The following is a 23,922-nucleotide window of genomic DNA, read 5'->3' as shown; positions in this document are numbered from 1 at the left end:
CAAGGGCGTCAAAGGCCGTGAAATCTCCTGGGTTTCACGGCCTTTGATCTGCTCCTTGGAAAGTTTTTTCTCCCCTCTTTTTTTCTTTATCCTGATGTTACCTTTTTCCACCCTTATCCGTCTAATGGGCATAAAGATCGAAAGGATGGAGAAGAACTTGGAATTTCTGGATTTTACAAATCTGACCGCAGTGCAGGAATATGAAGCCTTTGTAGAAAGCCATGGCGGTAGCTTCATGCAGTCTGTGCGTTGGTGCGGCGTGAAACGGAACTGGTTTCACGAAGCAATCATCTCCCGGGACGGCCAGGGGAAGATCCGGGCCTCTTGCCTGGTGCTGATTAAGAAATTTCTTCCTCCCTTCAAGTCATTTCTGTATTCTCCCCGAGGGCCTGTCTGGGATTATCAGGACCACGGCGCTTTCCGGGATTTGCTTCTTGGGCTGGAAGCCCTTTCAAAAAAATACCACGCCTATTCCTGCAAACTGGATCCATTGGTAGAGGAATCGGATCAAGAAAAAATATACGCCCTCCGAGCAGCGGGGCTCTCCTTTGCGCCCTGGCAGCCGGACGATTCCACCATCCAGTGTCGGAATAACTATATCCTGGAGCTGGACGGACGAACTGAGGAGGAATTGCTGTGCTCCTTCAAAAGTAAGTGCCGTTATAACATTCGTCTGGCCCAGCGCAAAGGGGTCACCTGCCGGGCCTATGGAAAGGAGCGGCTGGGGGATTTCCAAAAACTCATGGAAGAAACCCGGACTCGGGATGGATTCCAGGCCCGCTCCCGAGGATATTTCGCCCGGATGATGGACGCTTTGGGAAGCCATTGCCGCCTGTATCTCTGCGAATATCAAGGCCGGCCTCTCTCCGGAGCCATCTGCGTGCAGTATGGCAGACGGACCTGTTATGTCTACGGAGCCTCCTCCAATACCGGCCGGGAGCTGATGCCCAACTACCTGATGCAGTGGGAGATGATCCGCTGGGCGGTGAAGTCCGGCTGTGAGGTCTACGATTTTCAGGGCGTCCCCTATTGGTACGACCCGGAGCATCCCAACTACGGGGTATACCGATTCAAGACCGGCTTCAACGGGCGGCTGGCCGTCTATGCCGGAGAGTTCACCCAGGTGTTCGCCAGGCATTATAAAGCAGCTTTCGACTGCGCCCTGAAATGCGTGGGCTATCAAAAGCTGCTCTAAACCTAAGTTTTTTAGAGTAATAACTGTGTAGCCTTCTCCGCCATGCAGCTACGGCAAGGTCATGGGGCTCCGCGCCCCATACCTCCGCCAGGGGCTACGTCGCCCCTGGACCCGGCAACATGTTTGGATTTGGCGCACTCAGCTAACCAGAGTAGAAGTTTTTGAGACTTACCGAAGGTAACGTCTTAAACTTCTTTTCAAAAAGTTTGGTCCAGTCCAGGGTGAAACCCTGGCTGACGGAGGCCAACACATACTATAAAAAAGTATACTAGATCCGACCCTCTGTGGCGCTGCGTTAACGATAAGTTAGCTCAGCGCTTCTTTTATAGCTTCATTCACCCGCTCCCGCAGGGAGAGCACACCCTCTTCCCCAGGATATTCCGTAAAGGCAAGGGGCTCCCCCAGAAGGGCCAGAGCTTTCTCCCGACCCGCCAACCCCTCCAGGACCGTTAGGGCGCAGTAGTCGGACATGGCCTGGTCCATCAGCATCAGCCGCTGGGATTCCTCTGGCCTGCCGTCCGCCCCCGGGTACACCAAGAAGGGATCCCCGGAGGGAAAGGCCCCGTCTGCGTCCGTGACCTTATAGGGGTCGATGGGATAGAGAGAGTTCTGGGAATTGTAGAAATTGTAACCCCAGTGGAGGAAGCCGCTCAGTTGGTGCTTATACAGCAGCGCCCCCAGAATCCGGGTGCGGGAGCCTGGCTGCACAATAAAGCGGTTGGGCACATCCTTGTACTGACCGGTGCAGTAGTATCCCCAAAGGCGCTCCGGCGGATTCTCCAGGAACGGGCCGATATGGTCCAGAGCGCAGACCGGCTGCTGCACCAGACCCTCTTGATAAAAGGCGTAGTCGGACAGGGCGTCCAGCATGGCATATCCCCGAAGTTCCTCCTCCACCACCTCCCCGGCCTTCCGGTAAGACTCGATCTGGGCCATGGAGGGCTCGTCGGAGATGTGGAAATAGGTCTTTGGGGAGACGCCCAGGGCTTCCAGCTCCGGTTTCAGGGCCCGAAGGAACTGCCGGAGGAATTCACCGTATTCCTCTCCCCCGGCGTCGGTGTCCCAGCCGAAAATCCGCTGGAGCCGCCCGTCCTTCACCGCCAGGATCTTGGGGGCATGAGCCGCCCCCCACTGGCTGAAGAGATGGGAGATCTCCAGATACTCCATGCCGCAGGAGAGGGCCATCCTCACCCAGCGGCGGAACTTCTCAAAACAAAAGGCATACCCTTCCGGGCGGACTTCCACGTCCACCAGCTGAACGGTGCGGCGCTCGCCCCCCACAGCCGTGTCCAGGGGCGGGGTGAACACCGGGGTCAGCAGCATGTTGCATTTCCGCCGGGCCGCCGTGCGAACGAACTCCGCCACGATCTCCCAGTACCGCTCTGAGAACACCTCCACCTGATAGTAGTTGGCCAGGCAATCGCTGTGGAACCACTCCGTGTGGGGGATGGGCAGTTTGGGCAGGGGCAGGTCCAGCACCTCACAGGGAAATTCCACCTGGCAGAGAGCCTCTCCCCCGGTTTCCAGCTTCACCCGCACCGGATACTCCCCCGGGGCCGCGTTCCCGCCCGGCTCCACGTCCACCCACAGGCTCCGCCACTGTCCGGAGATCAGGGGAAAACCCTGGGGCGGCAGCTCCTGGAGCAGGTCCGGGTAGAGCCCGGGCTGGACGGCCAGATAGCCTTCATCCCGGACCATGTGGCAGGGATACTGGCAGGGGACCAGCTCCACCGTGCGCACCCGGACCGGCAGGGGCGACTCCACCTGGACGCCGCCCCAGGCTCTGCTCCATTCCTCCCAGCAATAGGCGATCTGAAAGGACAGCGTCTCCCCCTTCAGCCCGGAGAGCCTGGGGGGCCTCAGCTCCCGGAGGGTCTCCCCGCCGGGAAAGACCTTGCACATGCCGGATACGATTTGATACGCGAATTTCATGGGTTCTCCCCCTCCCGGGTCAAATCAGTTCAGCTCCACGGTGAAGCCGAAGCGGGCGTTCTCTCCGTACCACAGGGGGAAATTGGTGCCCCAGCGGTTGTTGCACAGGAGGTAGTACATACCATCCGCCGGATTGCCGTAGTTCTCGTTCTCGTCGTAGAGGTGCCGGCCACCCACGGAGACCAGGGGCGCGTGCAGGCTCCGGATCTCTCCGCATCCGCCGGAGATTCTCGGGGACACATGGAGCTTCCGGTTCCCACCCTCCCGCACGTGATAGGGGTCGATGGGCAGATCCAGTTTAAAGAGGGTGACGGGCTCCCCCTGCCTGTAGTTCAGATTCATGCCAAAGAACAGGCCCTCCGGGATGCGGTTCTCGTCCTTCTGGAACCACTGCAGGTCGATCTCCACCCGCTCCCCAAAGGTATAGGTTACTACGGCTAGCCGGGGCGCGCCAAAGCGCTCTCCCGCTTCCTCGTCTGTCACCAGCCACAGGCGCAGCTGGTTTCCGCTCTGCTCCGCCTGATCCACCCGGTAGGAATAGGCCGTATCCTTCAGGTTGGACACCTTATCCAGGCCCGGCTTGGAGAAATCCCCCTCTGCCCAGACCCGGGTATGCTCCAGCTCCCGGTTGTAAGCCTCCAGGTTGTCGAACACCGTCTTGGCGCCGAAAATTTCATATACCAAACGGCCCAGCCAGACATTTTCATAGACCTTGCCGTTATAGCTGTTCAAGCGCAAGCTGCCGTCCTGCTCCACCTGGACCTGATAGCCGTTGATGATGAATTCCCTCTCCCCGATGGGTACGGCGCAGGCAGCGGGCTGTTGGGGCCGCAGAAGGGCCAGCCGCTTTTCCGCCTCTTCTTTCCAAGGGGCGGGCAGGGCCTTTACCGCGTTTTCCACATATTCCCGCTGCTCCTGCCAGGAGGATTCCATCTTTTGATAGCTGCAAAGTCCGGCCACAAAGGTGGGCTCATGGTGGATGGTGAACTCCCGCAGCTGTTGCCTTTATAGTGATAAGGAACTAAATTCACTTATCACTGTTAGCTGACGGTTTCTGGGTGCATACGAAAGCCCGTCTGATTCCTAACATGGATTCAGACGGGCTCTTACTAAACTTATCTTCTAACAAATTATTCCTTTGCAATTTCTCTTTAAAATAATATGGTTTGAAAAAAAATGCTCAATACCATCGGAATGGTCGATAACCAAAATAGTCTTCCCGTTGGTTCGCATTTTGTCCAAGAATAATCCAACAGCTTGTCTCTCCACAATATCCAACCCCCTAAAGGGCTCATCAATACCAATAATATTGGACGAAGAACGTAAATATTTCAACAGTTTAATTCGAATATTCTCTCCACCGGAAAGAGTTCTTGTTGGCTGCCCAAATTTCAGATGATTAAGTTTTACTGCCTTAGCACGGAGTAGGGAATCAAAAGTTTTTTTGTCAACTGTCCGGAAGTAATCGCTTGTTTCATCAATTGTCATTTTCCAGATATCAATTAAAGTTTTACCATCAATAGTATACTTCTTCAACTCGCTATCGAATCCAGTTCCTTGACATTCACTACACTCGACCATTAGTGCAGACGAATTTTTATCTCCGTACATCACATAACCTGTACCGCCACACTTTTTGCAGCAACCAGCGTTGCCGGTCAAATTTGAGAAAAACTGACTATCCTTTTGGAATTTGGAACCGAAAATTGAGGAAATTCTTGTTAATAAGCCCAACGCAGTTGCAACCGATGAATTAGTGTTGCCCAACAAAGGCTTTTGATTAATGTATGTGTAGCTGTCAAGAGCTTGAGGAAGATACTCTCGTAGAAGGGTCGACTTACCAATACCGGAAGCTCCTGTTATTAAATTCATTCTATTTAAAGCAACCCGAATATTAGCACCAGAATATTGATATACTTTGCTATCAATAGATATGTCTAAAAACTGTTCACACTGGGGCGCGAAAAAATCAGTCTTTGCTCGTTGTGATTTTAAATATTCATCTTTACCTATAAGAAATCCACCGTTGTTCCCACCGCTTGGGCCAAGGCAGATCACTTGACCTGCAATATCTATGAAAGAATCACTATGATCTACAACAACAATTGTATTTTGCCCAAGCAAAGTTGCTATATTTTTCTTAATTAAAGGCCGTTCTGCTTCTGATAGCCCTGCTAATGGTTCATCGAGAACTATAAGGAGATGAGATAAACATGTGGTAAAAACCTGCACTAACCTCAAACGTTGCAACTCCCCACCAGACAATGTTGGAATACTTCTGTTAAAAAACAGATGGCCCAAACTTAGCTCCACACATTTTTGAACAAAGTTATATACCCTATCCAGCATAAATTTTAGTCTGCCATCCGAGTTGCCATCTATAATATTTCGTATTATTGGCAAAAGGGTTTCAAAATCCTTAGTCATAAATTCGCCAATTGATATACCATAGATTGCTTTAGAAAGATGCTCAGAATTATATTTCATTCCATGACAACAATTACATTCCACATCAGAATAAAAGGACTTACTAATTGAAATACCTGGAAGCATTTCACGATTCAGCAAAACTCCATAATATTTTGAAGTTCTACTTGCAATTCGGCCCTGCTTTTTGTACTTGACAGTATATTTATTATCACTACTTCCATATAGTAATTTATGCCTATCTTCCTCATGTAGCTCTCTAAAGGTTTTGAATGGGTCGATGTCTTGGCTATCGCAGTAGCAGACCAGAATCTGTGAGAAATAGTCCTTATAACGGTTCCAGCAACGGAAAGGGATTTTGCTAATAGGAACATTGTAATCAACAATTTTGTTGGGGTCTAATACCCGTTGGACGCCTGTTCCGTGGCATATCTCACATATGTTTTCATCCCTGTTCAATGAAAAATACTCTTCATCAATATCAAGAAAAGATGAAAAAAGCAACAATATAATATGGTTTAACCCAAAATACGTTCCAATAGAGGAACGGCTGTTATTGTTGTGATTCGTTTGCTTAATTGGTACAGCTGGCATCATATTTTTGAAGGACTTAACTTTGTAAATTGGTTCCATGACGTCATCTGCAAACATCGACATATATTCATGTTCACCAATCTGTGCGATTGTATCATAAGCAAGTGATGACTTTCCGCTACCCGAGGGACCCAAAATTAAATTCAATTTACCTTGTTGTATCCGCACATTGATGTTCTTTAAATTATTAGTCTCTACCCCCTCAATTATGACATCTTCAAGCATTTTGCATTTTCCTTTCACTTACAACCCTGTAAAGGTCATGTATGAGAAAATCCAGTGTCATTTTTGCGTGAGAGCAAAATCTTGTGTCAATTGAGTGAATGGTGTTGCCCTTTTTTAAATACATTGCATTTAAAGGACATCCCCCACCACAAATACCAAGCGCAGGACAACCCAAGCATTCTTCGTGATTAACTGGTGTAAGTTGAGACCATTCAATGTATGTCTCATCACTCTTACAATCAAACGCCTTATCATCCACATCTGAGACAAAATATTTTTTATCTTGAAGGCACCCATGACATATGCCAACCTGACCATCTGGTGCGATAACAATTTGACCTCCAGATGTTGCTGCGCAGTCCGAAAAGTATACTTTGGCTTTTGAAAAGGCATCAAGCTTTCTCATGATACGATCTTCATAAATTCCAAGTTCCCGCAGTTGGACAAATTCATCAATAATGTAATGTGCTGCCGCATCACTATAAGAATCGGGCAATGCAAATGTATCACTTGACATCATTATATTAAACCCCAATGCGCCAATATTGTATTGGCGCAGAAGGCGAATAATATTCTCTCGGTTCTTTATGGTCTCCTCACTCAGTGTAACTGATAGGGTAATATTTAATCCAAGAGCTTGGCAACGTGCAATTTTTTCCAAAACTTTGTGGAATACTGTCTTACCACCTTGATCAACACGCATTGCATTTTCTTGTTCAGTAAAACCATCAACAGAGATAGCTACCCCAACACCAAGCTCCTTTAATTTTGTAATCTTTTTATCATCAAGTAACAAACCATTTGTGACCATCGACATTTCCAAATTTTTTAGGCAGTGTTCCGTTTTCTGAAGCTGTATAAGTTTTTCCGCGATATAAACAAGAATGGGATAATTGACCAAAGGTTCGCCACCATAAAAAATTACGACTGCTTTTTCTTTCTCAAAGTCCAGTCCAGAGTTATTAAGTTGACGTAGAAAAAAAGTGATTGCTTTGTCTGCTGTTTCAACAGACATATTTTGCAGGCTGAAATGGCTTCTTTTTTCTTGGTCATTGTTTCCTAAAAAGCAATACTTACAGGCCAAATTACACTGTTCACTGAGAATCATATAGCAAACACTTATAGCAGGCTCCGGAATTTGAGATTTAATAAACTCCAAAACCTTTTCATCCTCGTCCTCATTATGAGACAAAATTTTCCACTTTTTTAATTCTAAAACTTCGTTATAGATGGTGGATGGTGCATCTTCACACTCATTGCAAAAAGAGCTTGCAAGCCATGCCTGCAAGCTCTCAAATGCCTCTCGTGAAAGATACACAGGTTTCATCCTTAACGAATGATACAAGGCAACATTGCCATCATCCATTTCAAATACATGTGCAAAACGAGAGAGCTTAATCATCAAGCAACCTCCCACTCCAACTCTTCTGCGAGATACCCACTCCTGCATCCTGTACATTGGCTAATACACCGCTCACAACGACCACATGAACAGGAATTGCACGCAGTGCAATTGCATTTTGCCATCGTAACAGTTTCTGCCGAAGCGTGAATGTTTCCGTAGAGATGACTGTAATCCAAGTTACTTGCGCTCATATAAGGTGCCCCCTTGTATATAGTTTGTTTTGTCAGCAAGTCAAAACCCATATTTTAACGAATTTAGTATACCACAAGCTATCAATGTAGTCAAGAAAAAATTGAAGCATCTCACGGAAAGGGGAACATCTATTTATAATTTGCCTGATGCGCATAGACTGCGGCAGTGATTTCGGGGGATGTATTCACCTTTTTGATAGAAGAATACGTCAAAAATCCTATTTTCTCTTCTTTCCCCTTTGCGACACCGAACCTTTCAGCAACTCCGACTTCTGTGCAATCCGGGCCAGCCATTGTTTTTCTTCTTCAGTCAGTTTTTTGTAGCGGAGCTTTGTCTGCTTACAGAACAGCATAATCAACTGCTCCAACTTGCTACCATTGAAATGGGCAACCTCATCCAAGTCCTGTTTCAATTCTTCTGCGGCAGAGTTTTTCGGTGCGCTGTCGCTTCGGCCACGATGGGCCTCCTGCATATCCTCCATAATTACGTCAATGTCACGATGCACCCGGCTGGTGAAATACTCTCCCTCGTCCACATGAGACGCTTGCAGGAGATAGGTCGTTCTGTCATTCTCTCCCGGCTGGTACTTCTCCACGATTTCAGCCCGTGCCACATCTACCCATGCGTTCAGATTTTGTATCTGCATGGCGGCGATGCCCTCTACATAAATTTGAATATCGGCCAGCAGCTTTATAAAATCCGGATGCGCTACCAATTCCCCCAGCAGGGCAGTATCCACCCGCCCCGCTTTCAGCACATCAATCATAGCGTCACTCAAACGCAGGTCTGCGAGATCAGCGTTTTGGTGGCGCTTTGTTTCTGTCAGGCCCAGAAGATAATCGGCGGTCACACCGTAAAACTTTGCCAGCCTGATAAGGGCATAGTGGCTGATGTCCTTGCTATCGTCTGCCTCGTAGCTACCCAGCGCAGATGAGGACAGGCCCGTTTGCTCCGCAAGCTCCTTCAGCGTCAGTCCACGTTCCACCCGCAGGTCCTTTATCCGTTCCTGTATCGTCAAAGACATATCGTTGCCCTCCATCTGATTTTACTGCCATTCTACCACATTTCCGAGAGCGTGGAAATATCCGGTTTTCAGGCCGGATTTCCTACCTCCTGGATATACGGGAGAGTGGCCCTTTTTCTGCTACGATGTTCCTGTCACACAGCATTGCAGCTTGAAAAAAGAATGACCGTCCGAAATGGATATGTTCTCCGGTGAAGTATCGCATGGAGCGCACCAAGGGGAACAAAACGCCGCTGAAATAACAGGGGCAGGAACTGAGTCGGGGAGAACAGCGCGAGCAAAGATGCAGTTCAAAGCTATCCGCAGATAGCGGCGGTCTGCATCTTTCGCGGGAGTGCAGAGGGTGGTAAGCCCGTTGCCGGGTGTCAAGAGGGCAGCGCCCTTTTGGCCGGGTACAGGGCGGCAGCGCCTGTTGGGTGTCCAGAGGGCAAAGCCCTTTGGGTCGGGTGCAGGGTGACAACGCCTGCTCCGGTGTCCAGAGGGTGAAACCCTTGGCCCAGGTAGGATTGATGCTTGCGTCAATCCATACTGGGTTATTATCTGGCGCAAAGCACTCAGATTTGGCGGCTTCGCCGCCCTCTGTCCACTCCCGGAACAGCAAAAACGAGAAACAAGAAGGAGAGCAGAATGGCAAAAAGACTGACCCGGCACAACGGGAGAGCCGGAAAAAGCGGCGTCTACAAATCAACGCACAATGACAGAACCTTCGCTACCGAACACGCTGACCACATTGACGGTGAGCGCATTCAGCGGAACATTTATTGGGATTGCTTCCGGGGCGCGACCTATCCGGCCCAGCAGGAAAGCGAGGTGTCCTTTGCGGATGTGGAGCGGGCCTTTTATCTGAACCGTTACTCAGATTATCTTGATGGCCAGCATGAGCGGAACGCCAAACGCCGCCACTCTGAGCGGGACCGGAACGTGGATGATCTGCTGGCCGACAAACGCTTCTGCCCGGAGGAAACCATTTACCAGATCGGCACAATGGAGGACTCCGTTTCTCCGGATGTACTTCTGGAAATCGTCGGGGAATTTATGATGGAGCTTGAACGCCGCTTCGGTGAACATATCCATGTTATTGACTGGGCGCTCCATCTGGACGAGGCCACGCCCCACATCCATGAGCGCCATGTTTTTGATTATGTGAACCGCTATGGCGAGGTCGAGCCGAAACAGGAAAAGGCGCTGGAGGCCCTTGGATTTGAACTGCCTGACCCGGAGAAAAAGCAGGGTCGCACCAACAACCGGAAGATGGTTTTCGATGCGGTCTGCCGGGTCATTCTGTTTGACATCTGCAAACGGCATGGTCTGGCGGTGGAGGAAGAACCTGACCCCGGCAACCGTGGGCGCAGTTACCTGATGAAGAACGACTATATCATTCAGAAGCAGAAGAAATTGATTACAGCGCAGGAGGCGGCGATTGAAGAAAAGGCACAGGCGTTAGAGGCCGTGTCGCTCCGGTTGGAGGATGCCGAGGCCCTGATTGATGAGGTCACAGAAATTGCTTACGACAAGGCTGTGGAGCTTGTAACCGATGCTGTCCGCGCCGAGACGCAGTTGCAGGATGAAAAGATTATCTCCGATTATAAGGATTGGTGTCTGGCCCCGGAGCGGCGCTTTTCCTCAGCCGAGAAAGGGCTGATCGGCAAGGTGCTGGGAAAGGCGCAGGAGCTGATTCACAAAGCCGCTCAAAAGGTACTTGCCAGAGTGCGGGCGGTTTTGCGAAAGCCGGAGGTTAGAGCCGCCGCCACCAGACAAATCAAAGAGAAGGCCAGAGAATCCGTCCTTGCCAAGCTGGAACAGGGCAGGGCCGAGATTGCCAGACAGGATGCCGAGCGCAGGGCGGCGCAGTCCGCAACAAGGCACAATTTGGAGCGGTGATCGCTATTACACTGACAGAGGAAATTTCGGAAGCCGCTACCGAAATTCCCTCTGTCATGTTTTTTGAAACAGGGCTGTCATACCATTAGCCCGGTTTTTTCAAATTTGCTCATAACCACAGCAGAGGGGCGTGATAGACGCCTAATTTTTACAGATTGGAGGTATGCGAGAATGAATGAAAATGAAGAACTGCAGTCCGGTTTTCCCGACTGGCTGACGGAGGATTACAAGCTCATGGAGCCGGAGTTCTGCCGGTCGTTTCTTCGGGAACATCCCATGCGCTGTATCCGGGGGCGGTTCTACACGGTGGACGGGCTGGTGGCGGACGAGAGCGTCTTGAAAAAGGAAATCTACGACCAAATCAGCCCGTGGCTGGAAATCAAAATCGCCAGGAAGGTGGACGAACTTCTGAACGCCCTGCGGATGGCGGCGTACTCGGAGCCGATAGCGTTGGAGTGCGACCGTATCCATGTTGCCAACGGCACATTGTTTGTGGATGGCCGGTTCTCTCCAGAGAAAGCCTACTGCAACAACCGCCTGACTGTTGCCTACCGCCCCGACGCGCCGCCGCCGGAGAAGTGGCTGCGCTTTCTGTCGGAGTTGCTGTACCCGGGGGACATCCCCACCTTGCAGGAATACCTGGGCTACTGCCTGCTCCCCACCACCAAGGGCCAGAAGATGCTGATGCTCATCGGCAAGGGCGGCGAGGGCAAAAGCCGGATCGGGCTGGTGATGCGATCCATCTTCGGAGACAGCATGAACACCACCAGCATCCAGAAAGTGGAGAACAACCGGTTCAGCCGCGCTGACTTGGAAAGCAAGCTGCTGATGGTGGACGATGACATGGACATGAGCGCCCTGCCCAAGACCAATTATATCAAATCCATCGTGACCTCGGAGTGCAAGATGGACATGGAGCGCAAGGGTGTCCAGAGCTACCAGAGCCAGCTCTATGTGCGGTTCCTCTGCTTCGGCAACGGAGCCTTGACCGCCCTCCATGACAGGTCTGACGGTTTCTTTCGCCGCCAGATCGTGCTGACCACCAAGGACAAGCCCCCAGGACGGATAGATGACCCGTTCCTCTCTGAAAAGCTGATTGCCGAGCGCGAGGGAATATTCCTCTGGTGTCTGGAAGGGCTTCACCGCCTGCTGATAAACAATTATCGGTTCACCGTCAGCGACCGGGCCAAAGAAAACATCTCTGTTGTAGTCCGGGAGGCCAACAACATTGTGGATTTCCTGACCTCTAATGGCTATGTCCAGTTCAAGGCTGACAGCGAGGCCGCTACCCGTGACCTGTACGCCGCCTATAAGGTCTGGTGCGAGGATAACGCAGAGAACCCGCTTTCCCCCAAGAGCTTTTCCGGTTTTATCGCCCAGAATGCTGATGCCTACCGGCTGGAGGCCACCAACAATGTGTATATCGGCAACGGTAAGCGGTGTCGGGGCTATGTGGGAATTGAGGTCTTGATAAAGCCGACCGCTTTATAAAAAAGAAATGAAATTATCTGTACGTGCGTACAGGCGTACAAAGGAGGCTGACCCTGTACCGATGTACGTATGTACGGATAGTTTTGAGTTCGCCTTTATCTTTTTATAGGCGGTCACGCTGGCCTGTCCCTAAAAAGCTGGGTGCAATTTAATCCTTGTGATTTTCGTGAAAAAGGTTGTTCAACAGTGAACGGATTACACCTGTTGGTGATTTACCGAACCGTGTAGCCACTTTGCGGACAAGCGGTCTTTCCCACTGTTTTGGCGGGTGTCCCACAGAACTGTGAAGTGGACAGGTGGCCTTTGTGACCTGGGCTTCATCATAGCAAATCTGAGTGGAAATTACAACTGCGAAAATCCTCATCATTCCGTAAAAGTGCTTTTCGGAACACAACATCAAATTCATCAGAAAGTGAGGAAAAAACTTTGAAATCCGATATGAGGAACGAGATCAAGGCGTACATTGTGCGCCAGGGGATGACCATGCAGGAGGTAGTCGATGTGCTGTCCGATGTGTACAGTTGGTCGGACAGCGTGTCCAATCTTTCCAACAAACTCCAGCGGGAGTCCCTTCGCTACAAGGAGGCTGTCCAGCTTGCCGATGTGCTGGGCTATGACATTCAGTGGGTTCGGCGCAAGACCGACTGACCCAACAAACTACGAATTATGGAGGTACTTGATTGAACAATTTTGAAAGCTATGTGTATGAACCCATTGACCTGTGCGCCTGCTATGAGCCGATGTTCGATGCGCCCGCCGATTTTATTGAGGACTGGTACAAAGAGCGCGGCCTGCGGAATCCCTTCTCCTGCAAGGTGACCCGCAAAATCGGCAACACCTGGTATGTTATCGAGACGGAGTGCGGCGGGGACGAGCCGCTCCCCAGCATGATGCGCCGCCTGATTTTTTCGGATAAGGGGGCGGTTTGATGTCGACAAAGCAGTTGGATCATGTTACAATGGAGCCATGCACTACGGTACTGTCAGCTGACCCACAGAAGAAAGGAGAAGACAACGTGGATCAGCATAAAATCACGATTTTGTACTGCCGTTTGAGCAACGAGGATTTGGTGGATGGGGAGTCAAATTCGATTGCGAATCAGAGAAGCATTCTCACCAGCTACGCCGCTTCCCATGGCTTCACGAACACTAAGGTGCTGGTAGATGACGGGTACACCGGGACGAACTTCAACCGCCCTGGGGTCCAGGAGGGGCTTGCCTTGGTGGAACAGGGCTTGGTCGGCACTTGGATTGTTAAGGACATGAGCAGATTCGGCAGAGACTACTTGCAGGTCGGCAGGTTTACGGAAATCGTCTTTCCGAGCTATGATGTGCGGTTCATCGCCGTTAACGATGCGGTGGACAGTGCCAAAGGAGATAACGATTTCACCGTAATTCGCAATGTTTTTAACGATTTTTATGCCAAAGATACCAGCAAAAAGGTTCGTGCCGTTATGAAAGCCAAAGGAACCAGCGGCAAGCATTTGGGTGGTCCGCCCTACGGCTACCGCGCCGACCCGCAAGACAAAAATCACTGGATATTGGACGAGGATGCTGCCCCGATAGTCAAACGTATTTTTGACCTGACCATCGCCGGAGTAGGCCCATCCCGGATTGCCCGTATCTTGGAGGCAGACGAGGTGTTGACAGTCAAGGCCCTCTATGCTCAGCAGAAGGGAAAGCCCCTGCCGGAACGCCCCTGCCACTGGATTGAGCAGTCCGTGGTCAACATCCTGGAACGGATGGAGTATACCGGCTGCACCTGTAATTTCAAAACCCACTCCAAGTCCTACAAGCTCAAGAAGCGCATTCCCAACGCCCTGGAGGATATGTTTATCCTGCCGGATACCCAGGAGGCCATTGTGCCGAAAGAACAGTGGGACAGAGTGCAGGAGCTTCGTCGGCACAAACGCCGCATGACCAAGGCGGAGCGGCAGGGACTGTTCTCTGGCTTGGTGGTCTGCGCCGACTGCGGGAGCAAACTCCACTTCGCCACCTGTAAGAACTTTGAGGGTAGGCAGGACCACTACGTCTGTGCCAAGTACAAAAGCGGTCGGGGAACCTGTTCGGCGCACTATATCCGGGAGGATGTTCTGCGGGAGGTTGTGCTGGAACGCATTCGGGCCGTGACGGACTATATCCGGGCCGATGTGGAGGGCTTTCAGGAGGACTGGCTGATGTGCCGGAGGGAGGAACAGGAGAAGTCCATCCGGGAGGACAAGCGGCGGCTGGAGAAAGCGAAGAAGCGTCTGGCGGACATCGACAAACTCATCACCCGTATCTATGAGGATATGGTACTTGGCAATCTGAGCCAGGAGCGTTACCAGAAGATGCTGGAGGGTTACGAGGCGGAGCAGGCGGCGCTGGGCAACGAGGTCATCGGTCTTGAGGACTGGGTTGCGACCCGTGAGGAAATGGAGGACAATGTTGACCAGTTCCTCGCCCTGATGGAGAAGTATGTGGACATCCCGGAGCTGACGCCGACCATCGTAAACGAGTTTATCAAGCAGATTATCGTCTACGCCCCGGACAAGTCCAGCGGCAAACGGACACAGAAGGTCAAAATCGTTTTCAACTTCCTGGAGGAAGTAGAAGTACCGGAAATCAGCGAACCTGTTATAACGAAAACTACCTATGGACGCAGAAAGACGGCGTGACGCTCGGTCACGCCGCCCTCTGCGGCAAATAGTTACTTGTCACTATTAAGCCTTCTCCGGCGGGCATCACGTCCTCCGCTGTGATGTGGTCCCGCTCTCGGGCGGCGTAGAAGTCCTTCTTCTCCCAGTTCCGCCAGTCGGAGAGCCAGCGCTTCACGTCCCGGCCCCAGGAGTGCTCGGCCACCAGCATCAGGTTCCGGCAGAACTCCCGCCAGGCTGGGGAATCCACCGCGTCCGGATCCTGGACCTCCCACTGGTCCCGCAGACGTAGCAGTTCCAGATAGGCCGCCACTTTATAGGGATCGGTGGAGACGCCGTGGATCCAGGTGTCTCCCAGTTCCTCGGTGACCACGGGCAATTCGTCCTTGTGGGCCAGAACAATCTCGGCAAACTCGTCCATAGTGCCGGAGACAATCTCCGCGCCGGGGTACTTCTCTCTCAGGCGAGCCATCTCCGCCGCCACGCTCTCCGGGGAGGGCGGGCCGCTGTTGTCTGGGGTGTGGGCAAACTCCATGGCATACTCCCCGCACACACTGGAAGCGCCGTAAAGGGCAGCGTAGTCCAAAATGACCTCGTCCTCTCCATAGCGCAGGCGGCACAGGGGCGGCAGCTGCACCATCTTGGAGGAGCCGTTGATGCCGATGTGAAGGTATTTGATCCCGGCCTTGGCCAGATAGGGCACCATGGCGTGGGTGTGGCTGGGCACATCGGTCATTTTGGCGGCGATGGTGTGCCGGCCGAAGCGCTGGTCCAGCCGCTGGGAAATGCTCAGGCCGTACTGGAAGAGCTTGCCGTCCATGAGCTCGGTATGGGTGGTGAGGGGCAGCCCGTGCCAGGCGATGATACCGTCTTGGATGGCCTCTTCCAGTAGCTGGGGATTCTGCCCCTTCTCCAGATACAGCTCGATGAGGTAGGAGCCCACTGTCCAGACGAAGTTCTTTTTGCCGTCCTTGTTGCACTCCCGGGCGGTTGCGATGGCCCCGGGAATGAAGGTCTCCATGTAGCGGTGGAGCACCGCCTCGGCGGAATCGGTGAAGCCGATGTCCAAATGAGTCTTGTGAATCACAAAAACTTTTTTGATGTCCATACGATTTTCTCCCAAAATTATTTTCAGAGTAACAGGGCTTAGGCTGGTGGTTTCCATCTGCCTTTCGGCTGGAAAATGCCCAATGTGGCCGCGCACGATACGGCATAAAGCCGTTTTCTCCGCACTTTTCCGGCGAAGAAAAAGCACGCGTTCGCGACTCGCGGAGCGCAGCGCACATCAGTTTTCTCTACGCACAAGCCACATGTCGTGCCCATTATAGCACAACGGGATTTGAAAAGGAAAGACTTTTTTAAAAATTATTTACTAATTCCAAAAGGATCTGCCTCCAGGCCTTGACAGGGGCATAGGCAGCTCCTATAATGAGAGACAAAAACATAAGAAGCCGTACCAATCGGCGTTTATATTCCCCTTTCCGACAAATTCAGCTGGGAAGCGGCGTTGTGAAAACTTGGTAATTGCCACATTGCTGCTCCTAACTGTATTTGCTCGAAAATCGTATACTTTTTGAGAGATCGTGTGCGCAGCCACTTGTCTCTCAGAAAGTATAGTTAACGCAGTTCAAAAGAGGTATACCTCTTTTGAACCAGGCGGCGAGCAACCGCTGTGCCGCCTAACTTGAAAATCGGTATATACCGATTTTCAAGTGTGTTTACTATGACACAAATCCTATCGGTACAGCTTCTGAAACCACAGAAAGCGCATATCGCCATGAAGAAAAGATTCCCACCGGAAGGCCCGGCTATTCTGCTCTTGTCCGCCGTATATTTTGTAAGTTATATCACACGCAACAGCTATAACGTGGTCATTGCCGAACTGGTTCGGCAAACCGGATTGGCTCAGTCCACCCTGGCCCTGACCGCTACCGGCAGTCTGATCGCCTATGGGAGCGGCCAACTGGCCAGCGGGTATCTAGGCGACCGCTTCCAACCCAAAAAGCTGATTCTGATGGGCTTAACCGTTACCGCGCTGATGAATCTTAGCATGATTTTCTGCCGCGCGCCCTGGCTTATGCTTGTCTTCTGGTGCATAAATGGAATGGCCCAGGCCTTTTTGTGGCCTCCCCTTGTGCGGCTGATGGCTTATCTCTTTGCCGGGGAACTCTATGAAAAGGCTGTTGTGGCGGTTACCTGGGGTGGTTCAATGGGAAATATCGCCCTGTATCTTGGAGCCCCTGTCCTGATCTCCCTCTGGGGGGCGGAGAGCGTGTTCTTGGGAGCGGCTCTCTGCGCGGCGGTCATTGTTGGGGTCTTATGGATCAGGTGTCCGATGATCCCGGATTCCCCCCAAAAGCGAACCTTCTCCTCATCCAAAGGGAGTACCCCCCTTCTTCAACTGCCAATGGTATGGTTTATTTTTCTCACCATTATTCTACAAGGCATCCTCCGGGACGGCATCACTACCTGGACGCCGGTCTATATCAACCAGACTTATCAATTGGGCAGCAGCTTCTCCATCCTTTCCGGCGCGGCTTTGCCACTAATGAGTCTGGCTGCCGTGCAGGCCGCGTCCCTTCTCCACCGGAAATGGCTTCACAATCCCCTGGTCTGCGCGGGAGTGCTGTTTGGCTCAGGAGCGCTGTTTGGGCTGCTGCTGTTCCTGTTCCCAAGTTCCCATTTTGCCCTTTCCGTAGGACTATGCGCGCTGCTCACCGGCTGCATGCACGGAGTCAACCTCATCCTAATTTGCGTGCTTCCCGCGCATTTTCAGCGGTTCGGCCGCGTCTCCTTGTTTTCCGGGCTGCTGAACACCTTCAGTTATGTGGGCAGCGCTCTGTCCACTTATGGCTTCGCCGCCGCAGCAGAGCTGTCCGGCTGGAGAACAGTCATTGCCTCCTGGCCTGTAATTTCGCTGGCAGGCATGGCGGTCTGTCTGCTGTGGGCGACTCCCTGGAAACAGTTCCAGCGGGAAGAGTAAAGTCAATAGAGCCCTAAAGCCTGTTTTAAACCTCCGAAAACCTTGGACCACTTGCGCACAGCCTTTATGTGGTATCGCCCTTGGTCAAAATCCGGCCCGGTTTTCAAACAGACTCTAAAACATACTATTATTAGCTAGGAGGAACAAACATGCAAAAAGATCAAATCCTGCTGCCGGAGACCGGCTATTACAAGGCCAATCTCCACTGCCACACTACCCTTTCTGACGGGGAGCTTACCCCAGAGCAAACCAAGAAGGCCTACCAGGGCCAGGGATATTCCATTGTGGCCTTTACTGACCACCGGCACTACGCCTGGCACAAAGAGCTGGACGATGAGAATTTCCTCTCCCTGGCCGCGCTGGAGGTGGATCTTACCCAATCCGGTACGGACTGGCCCCGGCTGAAAACCTACCACCTCAATCTGTTCGATACGGACCCCACCCAAAGCCGGGAAGGCCTGGACCTGCTTCCCTCCTTTTCTTATGAGGACGCGGCCGCTATGAACCGATATATCGCCCGGATGAATGCGTTGGGGTTTCTGGTGTGTTACAATCACCCCTATTGGTCGCTGCAAAACTATGAGGACTATAAGGGCCTTCAAGGGCTGTTTGCCATGGAAATCTACAATCACGGCTGTGAACTGGACGGCCTCTACGGCTTCCACCCCCAATCCTATGACGAGATGCTCCGGGCCGGACAGCGGCTTTTCGCCCTTTCCACTGATGACAACCACGATCACTCTCCCATTGGCACGGCGGAAAACGATTCTTTTGGGGGCTTCATCCAGATTGCCGCCGAAAGCCTTACCTATCCCGCCGTTATGAGCGCGCTGAAAGCCGGAAGGTTCTACTGGTCCATGGGGCCTGAGCTGAAGGACGTCCGCGTTTGTGATGGAACTCTTTCAGTGGACACTTCCCCGGTGGAAAAGATCTACGTGATTCAGGAGGGCCGGGACTGCTATAAAAAACTGGCGGAACCCAGCAAGGCCCTCACCCACGGAGAATTCCCCCTCACCGGCCGGGAAGGCTGGGTCCGGATAGAGGTCCGGGATCAGAAGGGCCTCTATGCCGGCACCAACGCCTATTTTCTGGACTAGAGTCCGTTTTTAACCGGAAAATGCCGGTTAATTCGGATCCTAAAGGTCATACTCGGTGAGCAGAACCTCTTTCCAGGACCCGCTTCCCTCCGCCAGATAGTAGGTGTTTACAGAATAGGGCGTGAACCTGGCTTTTAAGGCCACAGGAAGCAGCCCGCCGGAAACCCGGACATCTGTCTCCACGCCGTTCGTCTCGTAGAGACGGATCACCAGTCCCTTCCCGTCCTCGCTTGGTTTCAGGGCGGAAAGCATGACGTTCTCTTGATCAATTTGAATTCCCGCATAGCTGGCGTCTGGCAGAGTTCCCGGATGCCAGCTTTCTATAATCTGGGAAACCGGCTTGTTCAGCTGCCGGGCCGCCTGAATCACCGGAGCCCAGTTTCCATCCCGGACTGGCATAAGCTCACTGGCGAACTCAAACCGGCCCTGGCCCGTAAATTCGCTTTCACCTGTCCTTGGGCCGCCATGGTCGCCAAAGATGGGGCTGCGCACCACCGTCTGGCAGAGGGTGCTCTCTTTCACGCTAGAGCTATAGGTATTATTGTTCAGCAGAGCGAACCCCTCCCCGCCGCCTACCACGGCGGTCCAGGTCTGGCCGGGCTCCTCCTCCCCGTCCGCCGGGCGGCGGATGACTCCGAAGGGAATCTCATAGACGGCTTCCGGCTTGTCCACCTTCATGGGCCAGATCAGTTTCAGCATTTTATGTCGCTCCTGCCAGTCCACCCAAGCGCGGATTTTCAGCCTGCCGCAGCCAGATTCCAGAGAGAAATACTGGACCAAGGCAGAGCGGTTGTACTGGCTTACCACTTTCACCGTAGCCCGAATTGGGCCGAACTCTACCGCCTCCACCTGGGCGTCCCCAAACCGGGCCATCTCCTCAGAGAAGAAGTTCTTCCCATGGCTCCAAGTGTCGTGGTAGTATTCGTCGATCACCACAGGAACAGCGGCGGGACCGGAGATTAGTTCTTTCTGGGTTTCCTTATCCAAGAAGGAGACGATATAGCCGCTGTGCAGGTCGAATTCCACCCGGTAAACTTGATTTTCCAGCACTGTACCCCGGCGCTCGTTGGCAGTGCGCACCCCGGCAAACTCCACAGCGGTCACCGCTCCGCCTGCCGGCTTCGGCTGGTTTTTCTGATAATCCTCCGGGTTTGCGGTGCGGATGGGATTTTGCAGATAGTATACTCCATAGCCCAAAGCGGGAATTTGCGCCTGGAACAAGGTGTCCCTGCGCCAGTAGCACTCTGCCGCAGTGGAATGAACCAGCTGGGAGAGGACGCTGTTTCCCGCGCTGTCCGTTACGCCTTTGCTCTGCATGTTGACCGCTATGCTCTCGGTAACCGGAAAACCGTTAGGGTTGAACACTACCACGGGGAGCCCTTTGGAGGGCTGGGAAGTATCAATGGCCCAGGAAATGCTTTGCAGGGCGTTGTTCTCCTCCACAGCGGCGGTATGCAAAGCCATGCCATACTGATAGGCCGCGTCATCATACACCTCTCGAATAGAGCAGCCCCCCATCAGATCATGAAAATGGAGGAAGCCAACGGTTTTCCAAGCCTCCCGAAAACGCTCTGTCTTGGCAGGCTTTCTACAGAGCTTTCCCGCCAATACCGCATACCGTTCCGCCGCTAAAAGCTCACACTCGCTGCGGCGGATTCCGTTTTTCATCTGGGGAACCGTAGAATAACATCCGCTGGCGTGATGCTGCAAATCGCCGCGATATTCTGGAATCTCCCTGCAAGAGCTCTCCAGTTCCCGGAAAAAATCCGATAGATCGGAATATATCATTTCCAGCTCGGGATGTGCCTTCTGGTACGCTTCCAACACCTCCAGGTTGCGGATAGTGGGGCCTCCCCCGTGGTTTCCCACGCCATAGAAGAAGGGAAGAAGCTCGGTGTCCGCCGCGGTGTGCTCTTCCAGATAGTCCAGCCGTACCTGAAGCTCTTCCTCACTTTGGAAGTTGAAGCAGTAGGGGTCCGGAATCCGGTAGGTAGTAACAGCAGAACCATCGGGAGAAACCCAGCGGAACAGGTCGCTGTCCATTGACTTTTCGTGGGGCGCGGGACGCATGAACACATAGGAATCCATTCCACTTTTGCGCAGGATTTGGGGAAGCATTCCGTTGTGACCGAAGCTGTCCACGCAATAGCCTGCTTTCGCGGTAACCCCCAGCTGCTCTTGAAAATACCGCTGGGCGTAGAGAGACTGCCGGGCAAAAGCCTCGCCAGAGGGGAGGTTACAGTCGGGCTGAACCTGCCAGCCTCCTACCACAATCAGCCGTCCTTCCTTCACCCGCTGGCGGACCTCTTGGAACATATCCGGCGCAAATTCCTGCACCCATTGGAACACCGAGGCCGAGGAGCACACAAAGCGGAACTCTGGGAACTCCTTCATGCGGTCCAAGGCCGACCGGATGGTTGCCTTGGCTTCCGCGCTGCCCTCTTGCCAGCGCCATTGCCACACAGAGTCCAGATGAGCGTTTCCAACAAGAAAGAGCCGGGTTTTCTTTTTCATATCCATCAAGTCCTTTCTGGTTCTTGATTGGCATTATACTATATAGGGAAAGAAAATCAAGGCTTTGGGAAAAATTACCCGAGATTCCGCGGAGTTTTTTCTTGACCCCCATTGCTTTCACGCTCTCAGCGGAATATAATTAAAAAATATTGGGGGAGCACGTTTCGGCCTCCGTCCCACGCCCTGCCACCTTTTGAAGAGAGTTAAGAAGCTGTACCAATAGGCGTTTGTATTCCCCTTTCCGGCAAATTCAGCCGGGAAGCGGCGTTGTGAAAACTGGCCAATCGCCATATTGCTGCTCCTAACTGTATTTGCTCGAAAATCGTATACTTTTTGAGAGATCGTGTGCGCAGCCACTTGTCTCTCAGAAAGTATAGTTAACGCAAATCCTATCGGTACAGCTTCTAAGGCTTCGCAAAGCAAAGTCTGCAATACGGAAAGATGGTCAAGCCGCGCGAGTGTCTATATTGACGTCATGCGCGATGAGAGGAGCGAAGGGCGGGAAATATTTCTGGGACTTACCGAAAGCAACATCTTATACTTCTTTTCAAAAGGTAAAAAATTTTGTGAGGGGGCTTAGCAATGCTCTTAGGATTTGATATTGGCGGGACCAAATGCGCAGCCATTGCCGCCCGGTGGGATGGGGAAACCATCCACATCCAGGACAAACGGAAAATTCCGACCGATCTCGCCTGCGGGCCAGAGAAGATGATACGCCGGCTGATGGACCTGGGGGAAGAGATTGCCGGGGAACAGCCAGAAGCCATCGGAATCTCCTGCGGCGGACCCTTAGACTCCCAGAAGGGCGTCATTTTAGGCCCCCCTAATCTTCCCGGCTGGGACCGGGTGGACATTGTCCGGCTGGCCAGCGCCCGTTTCGCCTCCCCTGCCTATCTGCAAAACGACGCCAATGCCTGCGCCCTGGCGGAATGGAAATTTGGCGCGGGAAAAGGCTCTAAAAACATGATTTTTCTCACCTTTGGCACCGGACTGGGGGCAGGCCTGGTCCTGGACGGCAGGCTTTACGCGGGAGCCAATGACAATGCCGGGGAATGCGGGCATATCCGCCTGGAACGCTTCGGCCCTTCAGGCTATGGAAAGGCCGGGTCCTTCGAGGGATTTTGCAGCGGCGGCGGGTTGGCCCAGCTAGGATACACCCTGGCTCTGGAGCAGGTGCAGCAGGGAACCCGGCCTGCTTATTTTCCCGAGGGCACGTCAAAGCACGAAATCACCGCCAAAACCATCGCGGATGCCGCCCGACAGGGAGACAGAACCGCCCAAAGAGTCTATGCGGTCTGCGGCGAATATCTGGGCAGGGGCCTTTCCATATTGATCGACCTGATAAACCCAGAACGGATTGTCCTGGGCGGAATTTTCACCCGCTGCGAGGACTTGCTCCGCCCGGCCATGGAGCAGGCCATCCAGGGGGAGGCGCTGAGCGCCGCTGCGGCGTGCTGCCGCGTGCGCGGCGCTGCATTGGGAGAGGAAATCGGGGACTATGCCGCCATTGCTGTGGCGCTGTTCTCAAAAGGAGGAAAAGACGAATGCTACAGGATTTAATCCGCCGCTATCCGGCCCTGAAAGCCTGCGAAAAAGAAATCGGCCTGGCAGCCGAGGCCTGGACCCGCTGCTATGAACGGGGCGGCAAACTGCTGGTCTGCGGAAATGGGGGAAGCTGCGCGGACGGGGACCATATTGTGGGAGAGCTGATGAAAGGATTTTTGAGGAAGCGCCCCCTCTCTTCCTCTCAAAGAGAAGCGATGAAAACCCGCTGCCCTTCTCTTGAGGAAGCCTTTCTGGACAAACTGCAGGGCGGGTTGCCCGCCGTCTCTCTGTCCGGCTTTCCGGCTCTGAACAGCGCTTTCAGCAACGATGTGGATCCAAGTCTGGTCTATGCTCAGGCGGTGATGGGTCTGGGACGGCCGGAGGACATCTTAGTGGGTATCAGCACCTCCGGCAATTCCAAAAATGTTGCCGCCGCTGTTCAAGTAGCCAAAGGCCTGGGGCTGACGGTTCTTGGCCTTACCGGGCAAAACGGCGGCCGTCTGAAGGCGCTGGCGGATCTCTGCATCTGTGTGCCCCAAACGGAAACTTTCCTGATCCAGGAGCTCCATCTGCCCGTATACCATTATCTGTGCGCGGAAGTTGAAGCGCACTTTTTTAGAAGTTGAGAATTCCATCCTTCGGGTGTATATTTGCCCTTGCCCCGAAAATTCTTCTGGCAGAACCAGGGGATTTATTCTGGGGGTACGGCCCTGACACGCTCAGCACACGTCATGCCGCGTTGGGGCGGCCCGGCGTTTGCGCAGCTCTGGACAAGTGCTTTA

Annotated in this window: 17 protein-coding genes; 10 read left to right on the top strand and 7 right to left on the bottom strand. The window is 52.8% G+C overall.

Annotated features, from left to right (window positions below; all coding sequences use genetic code 11):
- Positions 1–157: 157 nt before the first annotated feature.
- Complete coding sequence (locus tag D7X94_RS06620; RefSeq protein ID WP_158590922.1) at positions 158–1,195, top strand: lipid II:glycine glycyltransferase FemX; 1,038 nt, start codon at positions 158–160, stop codon at positions 1,193–1,195.
- 306 nt (positions 1,196–1,501) lie between these two features.
- On the opposite strand, the gene D7X94_RS06615 is transcribed toward D7X94_RS06620, so the two are convergent.
- The 5 genes from D7X94_RS06615 to D7X94_RS06590 form a co-directional block, all read right to left on the bottom strand.
- Positions 1,502–3,127: a DUF4091 domain-containing protein gene (locus D7X94_RS06615; RefSeq protein WP_120426939.1), complete on the bottom strand. Its 1,626-nt coding sequence runs from the start codon at positions 3,125–3,127 to the stop codon at positions 1,502–1,504.
- Between the two features lie 24 nt (positions 3,128–3,151).
- Complete coding sequence (locus tag D7X94_RS06610) at positions 3,152–4,123, bottom strand: DUF5054 domain-containing protein (RefSeq protein ID WP_442857890.1); 972 nt, start codon at positions 4,121–4,123, stop codon at positions 3,152–3,154.
- Between the two features lie 126 nt (positions 4,124–4,249).
- Entirely contained in the window at positions 4,250–6,373 is a 2,124-nt protein-coding gene (locus D7X94_RS06605) for an ATP-binding cassette domain-containing protein (RefSeq protein WP_120426937.1), read from the bottom strand.
- On the bottom strand, positions 6,366–7,775 hold the full coding sequence (locus D7X94_RS06600; protein ID WP_199715027.1) for a FibroRumin system radical SAM peptide maturase: 1,410 nt from the start codon (positions 7,773–7,775) through the stop codon (positions 6,366–6,368). The genes D7X94_RS06605 and D7X94_RS06600 overlap by 8 nt, the downstream gene beginning before the upstream one ends.
- Before the next feature lie 412 nt (positions 7,776–8,187).
- A complete protein-coding gene (locus tag D7X94_RS06590; protein ID WP_120426936.1) occupies positions 8,188–8,994 on the bottom strand; it encodes a helix-turn-helix domain-containing protein in 807 nt (268 codons plus the stop codon).
- Positions 8,995–9,621: 627 nt separating this feature from the next.
- Between D7X94_RS06590 and D7X94_RS06585 the strand changes: the two genes are divergently transcribed.
- From D7X94_RS06585 to D7X94_RS06565, 5 genes are all read left to right on the top strand, one after another.
- Positions 9,622–10,875 carry a hypothetical protein gene (locus D7X94_RS06585; protein WP_120426935.1) on the top strand — a complete coding sequence of 418 codons (1,254 nt, stop codon included), beginning with the start codon at positions 9,622–9,624 and terminating at the stop codon, positions 10,873–10,875.
- Positions 10,876–11,046: 171 nt separating this feature from the next.
- Positions 11,047–12,366: a DNA primase family protein gene (locus D7X94_RS06580; protein WP_120426934.1), complete on the top strand. Its 1,320-nt coding sequence runs from the start codon at positions 11,047–11,049 to the stop codon at positions 12,364–12,366.
- Between the two features lie 426 nt (positions 12,367–12,792).
- Positions 12,793–13,014 (top strand): LLM class flavin-dependent oxidoreductase, encoded by a 222-nt coding sequence (locus D7X94_RS06575; RefSeq protein WP_120426933.1) that lies wholly within the window; start codon positions 12,793–12,795, stop codon positions 13,012–13,014.
- 32 nt (positions 13,015–13,046) lie between these two features.
- On the top strand, positions 13,047–13,295 hold the full coding sequence (locus tag D7X94_RS06570) for a hypothetical protein (RefSeq protein WP_120426932.1): 249 nt from the start codon (positions 13,047–13,049) through the stop codon (positions 13,293–13,295).
- A 29-nt stretch (positions 13,296–13,324) separates the two neighbouring features.
- Positions 13,325–15,022 carry a DUF4368 domain-containing protein gene (locus D7X94_RS06565; RefSeq protein WP_442857889.1) on the top strand — a complete coding sequence of 566 codons (1,698 nt, stop codon included), beginning with the start codon at positions 13,325–13,327 and terminating at the stop codon, positions 15,020–15,022.
- Positions 15,023–15,029: 7 nt separating this feature from the next.
- Here the strand turns inward: D7X94_RS06565 and D7X94_RS06560 are convergent, their stop codons facing one another.
- Positions 15,030–16,109: a DUF5054 domain-containing protein gene (locus D7X94_RS06560; RefSeq protein ID WP_158590921.1), complete on the bottom strand. Its 1,080-nt coding sequence runs from the start codon at positions 16,107–16,109 to the stop codon at positions 15,030–15,032.
- Between the two features lie 615 nt (positions 16,110–16,724).
- On the opposite strand from D7X94_RS06560, the gene D7X94_RS06555 reads away from it, so the two are divergent.
- A complete protein-coding gene (locus D7X94_RS06555; RefSeq protein WP_120426929.1) occupies positions 16,725–17,984 on the top strand; it encodes an MFS transporter in 1,260 nt (419 codons plus the stop codon).
- Between the two features lie 149 nt (positions 17,985–18,133).
- Positions 18,134–19,081 carry a CehA/McbA family metallohydrolase gene (locus D7X94_RS06550; RefSeq protein ID WP_120426928.1) on the top strand — a complete coding sequence of 316 codons (948 nt, stop codon included), beginning with the start codon at positions 18,134–18,136 and terminating at the stop codon, positions 19,079–19,081.
- Positions 19,082–19,120: 39 nt separating this feature from the next.
- Here D7X94_RS06550 and D7X94_RS06545 read toward each other — a convergent pair whose 3' ends face one another.
- The gene (locus D7X94_RS06545) at positions 19,121–21,595 is read right to left on the bottom strand and encodes an alpha-mannosidase (protein WP_158590920.1); all 2,475 of its coding nucleotides are present in this window, start codon (positions 21,593–21,595) and stop codon (positions 19,121–19,123) included.
- A gap of 582 nt (positions 21,596–22,177) precedes the next feature.
- Between D7X94_RS06545 and D7X94_RS06540 the strand changes: the two genes are divergently transcribed.
- Positions 22,178–23,155 (top strand): ROK family protein, encoded by a 978-nt coding sequence (locus tag D7X94_RS06540; RefSeq protein WP_120426926.1) that lies wholly within the window; start codon positions 22,178–22,180, stop codon positions 23,153–23,155.
- A complete protein-coding gene (locus D7X94_RS06535; protein WP_120426925.1) occupies positions 23,140–23,766 on the top strand; it encodes a D-sedoheptulose-7-phosphate isomerase in 627 nt (208 codons plus the stop codon). The genes D7X94_RS06540 and D7X94_RS06535 overlap by 16 nt, the downstream gene beginning before the upstream one ends.
- The last annotated feature ends 156 nt before the right edge of the window (positions 23,767–23,922 follow it).

The organism is Acutalibacter sp. 1XD8-33 (assembly GCF_003612555.1).
Lineage (GTDB): Bacteria > Bacillota > Clostridia > Oscillospirales > Acutalibacteraceae > Acutalibacter.
The sequence above is the reverse complement of the archived record's forward strand: the minus strand, read 5'-3'. Positions and strand labels throughout refer to the sequence as shown.